The sequence below is a fragment of the Bacillus smithii genome (assembly GCF_001050115.1).
GTDB lineage: Bacteria > Bacillota > Bacilli > Bacillales > DSM-4216 > Bacillus_O > Bacillus_O smithii.
The window spans coordinates 2,469,191-2,481,175 of record NZ_CP012024.1; the positions used below are offsets into that span (position 1 = coordinate 2,469,191).

At 41.5% G+C, this 11,985-nt stretch carries 12 protein-coding genes and 2 other annotated features (1 of these 14 running past the window's edge); of the genes, 1 reads left to right on the forward strand and 11 read right to left on the reverse strand.

Annotated features, from left to right (window positions below; genetic code table 11):
* Positions 1 to 240, reverse strand: a binding site (T-box leader) (it extends 1 nt beyond the left edge of the window).
* 138 nt (positions 241 to 378) lie between these two features.
* Entirely contained in the window at positions 379 to 1,149 is a 771-nt protein-coding gene (locus BSM4216_RS11560) for a TrmH family RNA methyltransferase (RefSeq protein ID WP_048623803.1), read from the reverse strand.
* 265 nt (positions 1,150 to 1,414) lie between these two features.
* Here BSM4216_RS11560 and sspI point away from each other — a divergent pair, with 265 nt between their 5' ends.
* Positions 1,415 to 1,621 (forward strand): small acid-soluble spore protein SspI, encoded by a 207-nt coding sequence (gene sspI, locus BSM4216_RS11565; RefSeq protein WP_048623804.1) that lies wholly within the window; start codon positions 1,415 to 1,417, stop codon positions 1,619 to 1,621.
* 261 nt (positions 1,622 to 1,882) lie between these two features.
* Here sspI and BSM4216_RS11570 read toward each other — a convergent pair whose 3' ends face one another.
* The 10 genes from BSM4216_RS11570 to nrdR all read right to left on the reverse strand — a co-directional run bounded on the left by BSM4216_RS11570 (position 1,883) and on the right by nrdR (position 11,874).
* Positions 1,883 to 2,968 carry a M42 family metallopeptidase gene (locus BSM4216_RS11570; RefSeq protein WP_003355594.1) on the reverse strand — a complete coding sequence of 362 codons (1,086 nt, stop codon included), beginning with the start codon at positions 2,966 to 2,968 and terminating at the stop codon, positions 1,883 to 1,885.
* 74 nt (positions 2,969 to 3,042) lie between these two features.
* Entirely contained in the window at positions 3,043 to 3,534 is a 492-nt protein-coding gene (locus tag BSM4216_RS11575; protein ID WP_003355595.1) for a dUTP diphosphatase, read from the reverse strand.
* Between the two features lie 213 nt (positions 3,535 to 3,747).
* Positions 3,748 to 4,107 carry a 50S ribosomal protein L20 gene (gene rplT / locus BSM4216_RS11580; RefSeq protein WP_003355596.1) on the reverse strand — a complete coding sequence of 120 codons (360 nt, stop codon included), beginning with the start codon at positions 4,105 to 4,107 and terminating at the stop codon, positions 3,748 to 3,750.
* 31 nt (positions 4,108 to 4,138) lie between these two features.
* Entirely contained in the window at positions 4,139 to 4,339 is a 201-nt protein-coding gene (gene rpmI, locus BSM4216_RS11585) for a 50S ribosomal protein L35 (protein WP_048623805.1), read from the reverse strand.
* A 23-nt stretch (positions 4,340 to 4,362) separates the two neighbouring features.
* A complete protein-coding gene (infC, locus tag BSM4216_RS11590) occupies positions 4,363 to 4,881 on the reverse strand; it encodes a translation initiation factor IF-3 (RefSeq protein WP_169799153.1) in 519 nt (172 codons plus the stop codon).
* Between the two features lie 73 nt (positions 4,882 to 4,954).
* Positions 4,955 to 5,094 (reverse strand) — a sequence feature (ribosomal protein L20 leader region).
* A gap of 195 nt (positions 5,095 to 5,289) precedes the next feature.
* The gene (thrS, locus tag BSM4216_RS11600) at positions 5,290 to 7,233 is read right to left on the reverse strand and encodes a threonine--tRNA ligase (protein WP_048623806.1); all 1,944 of its coding nucleotides are present in this window, start codon (positions 7,231 to 7,233) and stop codon (positions 5,290 to 5,292) included.
* 542 nt (positions 7,234 to 7,775) lie between these two features.
* Positions 7,776 to 8,636 (reverse strand): putative sporulation protein YtxC, encoded by an 861-nt coding sequence (locus BSM4216_RS11610; protein WP_048623808.1) that lies wholly within the window; start codon positions 8,634 to 8,636, stop codon positions 7,776 to 7,778.
* A gap of 297 nt (positions 8,637 to 8,933) precedes the next feature.
* Complete coding sequence (gene dnaI, locus BSM4216_RS11615; protein WP_003355602.1) at positions 8,934 to 9,866, reverse strand: primosomal protein DnaI; 933 nt, start codon at positions 9,864 to 9,866, stop codon at positions 8,934 to 8,936.
* A complete protein-coding gene (locus BSM4216_RS11620) occupies positions 9,863 to 11,272 on the reverse strand; it encodes a replication initiation and membrane attachment family protein (RefSeq protein WP_048623809.1) in 1,410 nt (469 codons plus the stop codon). The genes dnaI and BSM4216_RS11620 overlap by 4 nt, the downstream gene beginning before the upstream one ends.
* Before the next feature lie 143 nt (positions 11,273 to 11,415).
* Positions 11,416 to 11,874: a transcriptional regulator NrdR gene (gene nrdR, locus BSM4216_RS11625; protein WP_003355604.1), complete on the reverse strand. Its 459-nt coding sequence runs from the start codon at positions 11,872 to 11,874 to the stop codon at positions 11,416 to 11,418.
* Positions 11,875 to 11,985: the final 111 nt, after the last annotated feature.

Here is an 11,985-nt window from a genome sequence, read left to right on the forward strand (position 1 = left end):
AAAGGGACGAGGTTGGATCGCGGTACCACCCTTTTTAGCATGCCGAACCGTTCGCGGCATACTCTCTTCATACAAATAACGGCTATTGAACCGGGGCGTCTTTACATTTCCTCGGAAATGGTCCAAACGCCGACTCGAGAGGTGAACTTCGTTTGCTCTTCACATAAAAATGCTTTCAGTCACGGCATTTTCTCCCTGAATGGAAGGAAGCAAACTACTTTTCTCTGTCATTGTCTTTAACCCTATTTAAATTTGATTGGTTTCTTCTGAATGAAGTCCTTTAAAAGGATTCGTCTCTCAAAAAAGCGTTATTTTCTCTCCGCCCATTTAGGCTAAGTTCGTATTATAGGTATCATTATAGCAATTTCATTGGCAATTTCAAACCCCTTTTGTCGAATCCAGAAAGTGATACAGCAAAATGCCGGCTGCAACTGCTACGTTTAGCGATTCACTTTTCCCGTAAATCGGTACATATACATTGTGATCGGTTAATGATAATAACTCTTGCGAAACGCCGCTGCCTTCGTTGCCGACCAATACAGCAAATCCTTTAGAAGGCTGGATATCCCGATAATTTTCTGCATTTTGCAAAGTCGTCCCATAAACAGATACACCCTTTTTTTGAATCAAGCTGATCGCTTCTTCTAAAGGTGACTGTACGATGTCGACATGAAAATGGCTTCCTTGGGCAGCTCTTAATACCTTCGGATTATAGGGATCGGCGCTTCCTTTTCCTAGTACGACCGCATCGATTCCCGCTGCGTCCGCTGTCCGTATCATCGTCCCGATATTTCCGGGATCTTGAACACGGTCAATCAGCAAAAAGGTCGTACCTTGTTCAAGAGCGTTTTTTGAATCCCGTTTTTTGCAAACGGCAAAAATCCCTTGCGTCGTTTCCGTCTCAGCCAGAGATTTCGCCACTTCTGCTGTCACAATCGTGATCGGAATACCGTCCATATTCCATTTTGCAGGCAAAACAATGTTTTCCTCCATAATGATTTCTTCTATCTCATTTTTATAGGAAAGTGCCTCTTCAACTAAATGGAATCCTTCCATCATATATCGCCCGGTTTTATCTCGTTCTTTTCTCGTCGCCAGCTTCCTCCACTGCTTGACTTGTGGATTTTTAACGGATTGGATCACTTTCACTTTTTTCTCACCTTTCGACCATAGAATTCAATTACATCATTATAGCATAATGTCCGCGACGCCGCGCATTGATCCACGATCAGCTAGATATGATTTTTGCCAATCAACCGCTTTGAAAAGAGAGGACTCCCTTCTTTTCCTATAATCAAATGAAAAGGAACTTACCTTTCAAATGGGCTTTTGGCAGAATGATTTATTTTTCTTACATAGCCTAAGCAATGAAGGGGAAAATAGACATGAAAGTATGTGAAAGGAGAGGAAATGCATGAATTTGGATTTGCGAAAGGCCATCCTTCATAATGTTTCCGGCAATACGCCTGATCAGTTGGAAGATACCATCGTGGATGCCATTCAAAGCGGAGAGGAAAAAATGCTCCCCGGACTCGGTGTACTATTTGAAGTCATTTGGAAAAACGCCAGTGAAAAAGAAAAGCAGATGATGCTCGATACTTTATCCGCGGGACTGAAATAAAACAAAGCAAAAAAACTTTACGGGATTTTCCTTATGGCTCATGATCGCCAATCATTCCCAGGGATCCATCTCACTATATTACTCGCTCATTTTCATTGGAACTTAAACATTCTTCTTTTGTGTTCATGCTTGGCTTCCAATTGAATCTGAATCGTCTTATCCTTTCATCGCTTATTTCATGATGAAAGCAGCCACCTTTCTAGCAGAAAGGTGGCTGTTTTGCCACTTATACGATCATTTTCTGTCAAATTGATAAAAAGATTAATCAAATGTGATTTTATTGACAGCCTCGCGGTCGAGACGAAGAATCACTTCTCCAATCAACTTCACAGCATTTTCATAATCATCTCGATGCAGAAGCGCGGCATGGGAATGAATATAACGGGTCGCGATCGTAACCGATAACGTCGGTACTCCTTGTCCGGTAAGATGAATCGATCCGGAATCGGTGCCGCCGCCGGCAATGGCATCAAATTGATAAGGGATATTTAATTCATCTGCTACATTGGTGACAAAATCGCGCAATCCTTTATGGGAGACCATGGAAGCATCGTATAAAATGATTTGCGGTCCTTTTCCCATTTTGCTTTGTGCTTCTTTTTCCGAAACGCCCGGAGTGTCTCCGGCAATGCCGACATCAACACCGAAAGCAATATCGGGCTGGATTTTTTGAGCGGCTGTTTTCGCACCGCGCAAACCTACTTCTTCTTGTACCGTACCTACTCCATACACGATATTTTCATGTTTTTTATCTTTTAAATATTTTAGCACTCCTATGGCAATGGCAAGGCCGATGCGATTATCCCAAGCTTTGGCAAGAAGCATTTTTTCATTGTTCATCACGGTGAATTCAAAATAAGGAACCACCATATCTCCGGGGCGAACCCCCCACTCCATTGCTTCTTCGCGGCTTGAGGCGCCAATATCAATAAACATGTCTTTGATTTCGACCGGTTTTTTCCTCGCTTCCGGCGATAAAATATGCGGCGGTTTGGACCCGATAATGCCGGTAATGTCGCCTTTATTTGTCACTACCGTCACCCGTTGGGCAAGCATGACTTGGGACCACCAGCCACCGACTGTTTGAAAGCGCAAAAAACCTTTCTCGTCAATTTGCGTCACCATAAAACCGACTTCATCTAAGTGGCCCGCAACCATAATTTTAGGGCCTTTCTCGTTTCCCACTTTTTTCGCAATTAAGCTTCCAAGATGATCAGTGGTAATTTCATCCGATAATGGCTCTATGTATTTTCTCATGACTTCGCGTACTTCCCGTTCATTTCCCGGGATCCCTTTCGCGTCAGTCAGCTCTTTTAGCATAATTAACGTTTCATCCAATTTCGGCATGAGACGCCCTCCTTTTTCATAAGCTTTATTCTTTAAGTTATATAGAAAAATGGAAAACAATACAAAACTTTTACCTAATATCCTTCGCGCTGCCTTTTATAATTTACTTCATTTTTCTCAATGTATGCACGTTCTATATCTTCTGTTGAAAAGCCTAACATGTTTGCCAACAGAACGTATTCCTCCCACGCTTTTTCATAAGAAGACAATGTTTTTTCCTTTTTCAGATGATGGAAAGCTTCGTAAACTGCCAGAAATTGGTCCGTTAAATCATTGGAAGTAGAAGTGGGATCCTTGATTTGTGTAAAAGAATCAAACTTGAGCTCCAAGCCGATCGATAGCAGAAAATGAATCCCGTCTACATATTCTTCTAAAATGATCTCTTTTTCACTCGGCCCTTTTTTGCTCCAAAATTTAAAACATCTCGTCTCATTTGCAAGCTCTCCCAATTCGACTAAAAGGGCAAGCAGTTTGTGGCTGAGCAAGTTTTCATTCGCGACATGATTTTCTTGTTCAATGTATTCGTCCAGAGCTCTTTGCATGTCATATAATTTTGACAGGTTCATCGTCTGACCCCTTTCTTTTTCTCTTCTTCGCCATTATATCAAAGAAGTGAGTCTGGCAGCATTTTCGTTTCCAAGCGGAAAGATTGTCTTCTATCCATAGAACAAACGAAAAAGGCTTCATTAAGGGCAACATTCGACATTTTGTCGGTAAAAACAATAACAATAAACAAAACACCCATTCTTTTTTCAGAATGGGTGTTGAATGTTTTTTTCTTATTTTTGAAGTTGTGCTTTAGCAGTATCCGCTAATTGAGCAAATGCTTTTTCATCGTTTACTGCAAGGTCAGCTAGCATTTTGCGGTTTACTTCAATGCCGGCAAGTTTTAAGCCATGCATTAAACGGCTGTAAGAAAGTCCGTTCAATCTTGCAGCAGCGTTGATACGCGTAATCCATAGCTTACGGAAGTCGCGTTTTCTTTGACGACGATCCCGGTAAGCATACATATAGGATTTCATTACTTGTTGATTAGCAACTTTATATAAAGTGTGCTTTGCACCATAATAACCTTTTGCCAGTTTTAGAATTTTTTTGCGACGTTTGCGAGTTACTGTACCGCCTTTTACGCGTGCCATATTATTTCCCTCCTAAAAATTCTTGTCAATCTTATTTAAGGTTGTCAAGCATATGACGAATCCGTTTAAAATCTCCGCTTGATACAATAGCAGATTTGCGAAGTTTCCGTTTTTGTTTCGTAGATTTATTTGCAAATAAGTGGCTAGTGTAAGCATGAGAACGTTTTAATTTCCCAGAACCAGTCTTTTTGAAACGCTTTGCAGCGCCGCGGTGAGTTTTCATTTTTGGCATTGTGAATTCCTCCTATCAAGTTGTTACTTTTCAGATTTTGGCGCCAGAACAATAAACATGCTTCTGCCGTCCATTTTCGGCTTAGTTTCGACTGTCGCCACATCATCGCAGGCTTCAGCAAAACGATCAAGCACCTTTTGTCCCAGCTCTTTATGCGTGATGGCGCGCCCTTTAAAACGAATGGACGCTTTCACTTTATCGCCCTTTTCTAAAAACTTGCGGGCATTGCGAAGCTTCGTATTAAAATCATGTTCTTCAATCGTCGGGCTTAGGCGCACTTCCTTGACGTTGATAACCTTTTGTTTCTTGCGGGCTTCTTTCTCTTTTTTCTGCTGCTCAAATTTGTACTTGCCGTAATCCATAATTCGGGCAACAGGCGGTTTGGCATTAGGGGCAACCAAGACTAAGTCGAGATTGGCGCGGGCCGCAATTTCCAAAGCTTCATTTTTTGATTTAATGCCCAATTGCTCGCCGTTTTGGTCGATGAGACGGACTTCACGAGAACGAATGCCCTCGTTTACGATCATGTCTTTGCTAATAATGAGCCACCTCCAAAAATTTTTCAGGGAATACACCTTGCAAAAACAAGCTACAGAAAGGGCTTAGGAGTCGGGAAAGCATAAAAAAATGCGGGTATACAGAAAACCCGCATAAAAATGGATCAAGCCATATGATTTCGATTGACTCCGTTTAACCTGCCAACAGCTTATAGGCGTCAGTTCAGGTGAGAAGCGGGCTTGCTTCTGCTTGTTCTTCACGTGTATTCTATTCCATTGTCGCTTCAAAATATATCATATCTTTAAATATTGGTCAAATTATTTACAAATCAATCACGAACTCCATAATAACAAAGACCTTTCACAAAAGCAAGCTTTTTTCAAACAAACAAGAAAAAACGCTCAACTAGAGCTTATGTCGAAGCGGAGGATGCTCCGCTTCGTTTGATGCCATTATTTAGCTGAACGTCGGCTAACCTCTTCTTTAATCATTTGAACGAATTGCTCAAACGGGATGGTTTCAGATTGTTTTTCACCGTATTTGCGGACGTTAACGGTTTTGTTTTCGATTTCTTGATCGCCGACTACGAGCATATACGGAATTTTATGGACTTGCGCTTCCCGAATTTTATAGCCTACTTTTTCATCACGGTCGTCTATTTCCGCACGAATTCCTTCTGCCCGAAGTTTTTCTTGAACGGTTTTAGCATATTCAAAATGCGCATCAGCCGCAACCGGAATCACTTTTACTTGGACAGGTGCGAGCCAAGTTGGGAATGCCCCTTTGTATTCTTCTATTAAAAAGGCGACAAAGCGCTCCATCGTTGAAACGACGCCGCGGTGGATGACAACAGGTCGATGCGGCTTGCCGTCTTCCCCGACATATGTTAAATCAAAGCGTTCCGGCAGCAAGAAATCGAGCTGAACAGTAGAAAGAGTTTCATCTTTGCCTAGTGCAGTTCGAACTTGGACATCCAATTTCGGACCATAGAAAGCAGCTTCTCCTTCTGCTTCATAATAATCCAGACCAAGCTCATCCATTGCTTCCTTCAGCATGCCTTGGGCTTTTTCCCACATTTCGTCATCATCATAATATTTTTCTGTATCCTCAGGGTCGCGGTACGACAGCCGGAAAGAATACTCATTCAGGCCGAAATCTTTATAAACTTCAAGAATGAGGCGAACGACACGTTTAAATTCATCTTTAATTTGATCAGGACGGACGAAAATATGAGCGTCATTCAATGTCATTCCGCGCACGCGCTGTAAACCGCTCAGCGCACCTGAAAGTTCATAGCGATGCATCGTTCCAAGTTCCGCAATCCGGATCGGCAACTCTCGATAACTGTGAATGCCGTTTTTGAAAATCATCATATGATGAGGACAGTTCATCGGACGAAGGACTAACTCTTCATTGTCCATTTTCATGACAGGAAACATATTTTCTTGATAATGATCCCAGTGGCCGCTTGTTTTATAAAGATCCACACTGCCTAACACAGGAGTGTATACATGCTGGTAGCCCAGACTTTCTTCCTTGTCTACAATATAGCGCTCTATTACGCGTCGGATCGTCGCACCGTTAGGAAGCCACAACGGTAAGCCTTGTCCCACTTTTTGGGAATTCATAAACAGATCCAATTCTTTACCTAGCTTGCGGTGATCGCGTTCTTTCGCTTCTTCCAACATTTGAAGATGATGTTCCAAATCTTCTTTTTTGAAAAAGGCAGTTCCATAAATACGCTGCAGCATTTTATTGTTGCTGTCACCGCGCCAGTACGCTCCGGCAATGCTTAAGAGTTTAAATTCTTTGATTTTCCCGGTGGAAGGAACATGGACACCGCGACAGAGATCAAAAAATTCCCCTTGTTCATAAATGGTAACCGTTTCTCCTTCCGGAATGGCATCAATTAACTCTAGTTTATACTCATCGCCAATTTCTTCGTAAATTCGTTTCGCTTCTTCCCGTGTGACTTCTTTGCGGACAATCTCCAAGTTTTCTTTCACAATTTTCTTCATTTCTTTTTCAATTTTTGGCAAGTCTTCAGGAGTCAGCAGCTCTTCCAAATCGACATCGTAATAGAATCCGTCTTCGATAACAGGGCCAACGCCTAATTTCACATTTTTATATAGTCGTTTAATCGCTTGCGCCATTAAGTGTGCTGTGCTATGGCGAAGAATATCCAGCGCTTCCTTCTGATCAGGAGTAATGATTTCAATAGCACCGCTCGTTTTGATCGGTGTACGCAAATCCAAATGCTTCCCGTTCAGCTTGCCGGCGATGGCTTTCTTTTTGAGTCCAGAGCTGATGGAAGCGGCGATCTCTTCCGTTGTAATTCCTTCTGGAAACTCCTTTACAGCCCCATCAGGAAATGTAATTTTCAACATGTTTGACATTTGTCCATTCACTCCTTATTCCCATGATATTTTTTACTAGGATGATTCCATGTACCGTATTCATTCTCGTTCATACGGGACGAATGAACGGAGAACATCGGCTTGCTCCTACATTCATTATCCGCGATTTGACTTTTATCCATATCAAGCCGGTGAAAAACGTTCGTCATCAGGCTCAAGCGCCAAAAGATTTTTTTGGCCAACAAAAAACCCCGTCCCTCTCATGAGGGGCGAGGTTGTTCATCGCGGTTCCACCCTGCTTTCCCGAATTTTTTCCGTTATGACTGCAAAAATTCGGCTCCAGATCAGATAACGGCTGCGGCCGTCAAGCCAATACTGAGCAATCTTATTGCCGTTCCTGGCTGCGGTTTAAAGGCGGTAAGCATTCCATTCGTGTTGGAAAAGTTTCAGCCTCGCTTTTCCTCTCTGATAAACCGTAATAGAACGCTCATGTCCTTATCATTACCTTGTGCAGTATGTTCTTGTATGTACAATATTATAGGGGTTTTTCCCGACAAAATCAAGATCTGGATGGTAAATTATTAATTGGCGGCATCTTTTGATCCAATCTTCCATTGCTCTTCCCAAAATTGACGAGCAGGAAGCAAGGTCACTCTCTCTTCAAAAATATTTTGAATCGTTCTGGAAAGCCCTGATTCCCCTTCATCCGTATACAGTCGGATGTGGCCGGGGGCAAGCGATAATAACGGCACCAATGTAAAGCAATCTACCGTCAGCGGACGGTTCACTAATAACCGTTTATCCAAAACTCTTAATAAATCATCTTGATGGAGCCTTTGAAAGCTTTCATCGTAAAAGATCGGTTCGTTTTCGTGTAAATACACTCTTAACATGGGGATTTGCTGTTCTTTCTTCCGCAAAAATTCTCGTTGCATATGAATGAATACTTGATATTCCTGCTCCATTTTAAATTCATCAATAGCCAGTTCCACGTATTTGCCCACTCGATCCCAAAACGGTTTAAGCCGAAATTTAGCGAATCCTTCAAAATGAACATGGGACTCATTCTCCGGCAAAGAAAGAAAAGAATCCCGCAAGAACGGTACTTCAGGAAACTCTTCCAGCAGTTGGATCAGTTCCTTTCTTTCACCGGAAAACATCTCGCAAATAATCTCCAGAATTCGTTGGCTTTCTTCTTTATCCTTGTACCAATAAGACGTTTCTAATAATTGTTTTGCCCATTGGATTCGTTTCCATTCCAACATAAATTCTATAAACACCGTGCAAATCGAACTCGAATTCCATGTCTTTTGCGGATGGCGAACGAAATACGGAGCGGTTGAAAATCGCTTTTGCTGCAGCTCAACTTTCACATGATTCTTTTTCGAGAACTCGCTCCATTTGAAAGCATCAAGCTGGTTGGAAAATAAAATTTCAATCAAGATGGCCCCCCCTTGTCCGTAAACTTTATATTTCATATATATGGGGGACCCAATGGTTTTAGAATAGACTTTCTTGCTTTGATGTTAGTACCAAATAGACAGAGCTTTGTTTTGGACATTCATTCCTTTCATAAGCATATCTAGCGAGGGGTATAGTTCATTTAGAAAAAAAGAAACCACAAGAAGGAAAGCTCCTTTGCAGCTTGTGGCTTTAAGAAGATGATTATTTGAGAGAGGAAACAAAGCTTGCATCGTTTCTTTTAAAGAGAGATGCCTACGCTTGTCAAAAAATCGTTCCTACCTTTCTCTTCTATTAGGACCATCCAATTTTACAGCGATGGTCAAAAATTTGATTCGTTCCATAATTCTGGCGGCCTTCAACTTCTCTTCTTCTCCTCTTTGCGAATGAGAAAAATGAAACTCCAGTTCATCATAATCAAAATTGGAGCTGAAAAAAGTAGGCAGTCTTTCCAAGCTGCGGTATTGAAGAATGGGGCCCAGAATATCATCTCGCATCCAGCTGGACACGGATTCTGCACCGACATCGTCCAGCATAAGAACCGGTGTTTTTTTAATCATATCGAGTTTTTCATTGATGGAATGGTCGTTTAATGACTGCTTCATTTCTCTTACAAACTCAGGAAAATAAACAATATACGAGGGAACACCGACATTTGCCAACTCGTTGGCGATTGCTCCTAATAAATAAGATTTTCCAACGCCAAAATGCCCGTACAAATATAAACCCCTCTGTTGCTTTTGAGTATGATAGCCCGCAACAAATTCTTCGGCATATTTGAGCGCTTTAATTCTCCCAGGAGTATTGAAATCGAACGTCTCAAATGAAGCCTTCAACACTTCTTTCGGAACATAGATGCTTTGAATCAATTTTTCTGTTTTCCGCTGCTCATCAAAGATGATTTTTCTTTGGCAGCGTCTGTATTCGATATCAATACTGCCCTTTCGCATGACCAGCACAGGTTCATACCCCTGCATCATATTTCTGCATTGGCTTAAATCGGGGCAGCCTTGACAACCTTTACTTTGGGTTATATATTCATATAATTTTCCTAAACTTTTATCCAAAACTTCCGAGTCCACTTCGTCTCGATGCTTTTCCAAAAAGTCGGAAACATCCGGATTTCCCAAGATATCCTTGCGCACCGCCTGGTATCTTTTGTGAAAATCGGGCGAACTAAGCCGTTTTAGCGAATCTTGGATACGTTTCATTTATGTTCACCTCCCGCCGTTTTTCTTTTCTTTAATTTTTCTTCCAACTTCCGTTTTTCCGCCTCAAAGTCAAAATCTTCGTCCTCTTCCTTCGAGGCTGATTTTTTCGATTCGTATTCTTGAAACCAATCAGGCAGCTTTTCGATACGGACGGGCTTTTTTTTCATTTGGTTCGTTTGGTTCGTTGTCTTTTTCTGATTCGCCCACTCCAAATATTGGCGATGCTCTTTTTTGGCCAATTCCAACGCTTCTTTTACCGTCTTTATCTTCTTTCGTGCCCAATGTGCGGCCACTTTCTCCAAGTAAGCCTTTGACAATTTCATATCTGTTTTTAACAATACGTATTGGATCAAAACATTAACGACACCCGGCGAGAGCTTTTGCTGGAACATAATCTCTTCAATCGCCTGCAAATCAGCTTTAGAAGGCATACTTCCCGATATGTCAATCAACAGCTGTCGTGGAGAAGTCGTTTCCAAGTATACAATCAGTTCATCTTCAGGGCTGTCTCCTTTTGTTTGGCTTCGCAATACGGGAGGCTGCACTAAATCCACTAGTTCCGGAAGTTCAGGATTTACCTTTAACTGGTACCAATCTCTGGCTGATTTTCGTAATTGATCAATATCCACCTCATCGTTCTCATCCAATGCGCTTAAAAGAATATTCTTCATTTCCAATTCATTGATGCCATATAGATGGGATAACTTCAAAATCGTTTCTTTCACTTGCGGAGTAAGCGTTTGTTTCGGCACCATGACACTTTTCAATCCGCTTTCCAAAAGCTGAAAATCGAATTGTTCGTCATTCAGTGTAAGTCCGGGATTTTCCGGTCTTTTTAAAAATTCTTCCCCCGTTTCAGATTGGCTATCGGAAAGTGCTTCCGAATCCATAACGGCAGACGGCGAAGAAGAGAACACCTCCGGCCATGATCTTGTCACTTCTTTATAAGATTCATGTTCAATCGTTTCATTTGAAAAAAATTTCTTCAATCGCAAAAATTGAGAACGACCGATTTTGCGATATAAAAAGACGTTCAGCATCCCATCTTGAAAAAACTGTTCCGGCGTCAGCGGCGGCAATAACTCATAAATATAGCTTCGGGAGTCTCCCATTTCTTTTACATATGTTTTTAACAATCCGATTCCTTCTAATTTTAATCGTTCATGATAAATCGTTTTTAAATTCATATTTAAAAAATTCATCAACCCATAATGATTGGAAGTTTTGGACCAAAGCCGATTTTCCTCCGCTTGGGCCCAAAGCGTCATATATAAACTAAAACAAGCAGAGCCGATTAACGGTTGATACAGAAAGGTAAGAATTTTTCGATCGGTGTCATGAAGGATTCCGCTTAATTTGACCGAATACTCATCCACTGGTTGCAATTCATTCCAAAACGGTTTCATTTTAATCGAACCTTTCTAAACTCATTCATGTTTACGTACAGGAATTATGCGTATCTGGGGTCTCTTTTAGCTGCAGGCCGAAACGGAATGTATGCACGAGGCTAGAAGAAAAAAAGCCAGAGATTTGTTCAAACTCCAGCTTTTTATTTTTCTTTTTTGATCAGTTCTTTCAATTCTTCTAAAAATACATTTATATCCTTGAATTGACGATAAACGGAAGCAAAGCGGACATATGAGACTTCATCCACTTTCGCCAAACGATCCATCACCATTTCACCGATTTTCTCTGAATGAACTTCTGATACACCTTCATTTCGGATTTCTTTTTCGATATCGAGCGTGATCTGTTCCAGCTGCTCAAGAGAGACCGGACGCTTCTCGCAAGCTTTAATGAGACCGCGTAATATTTTTTCTCGGCTGAATTCTTCCCGAGTATTTTCTTTTTTGATCACGATCAGCGGCAGCTCTTCCACACGTTCAAACGTGGTAAATCGATAGGAACAGCTTTCGCATTCGCGCCTTCTGCGTATCGATCTTCCTTCATCGACCGGCCTTGAATCCACCACGCGGGTGCCGTTGTGCTGACATGCTGGACATCTCATAAAATCACTCCGTCTCATCTCAATATTCCCGCATTCTACCTAGAATGATTATATAATAATGGAGTTTTTGAACGCAATTTTTCTTTCAAATGAAGCGACATTGCCAGAGAT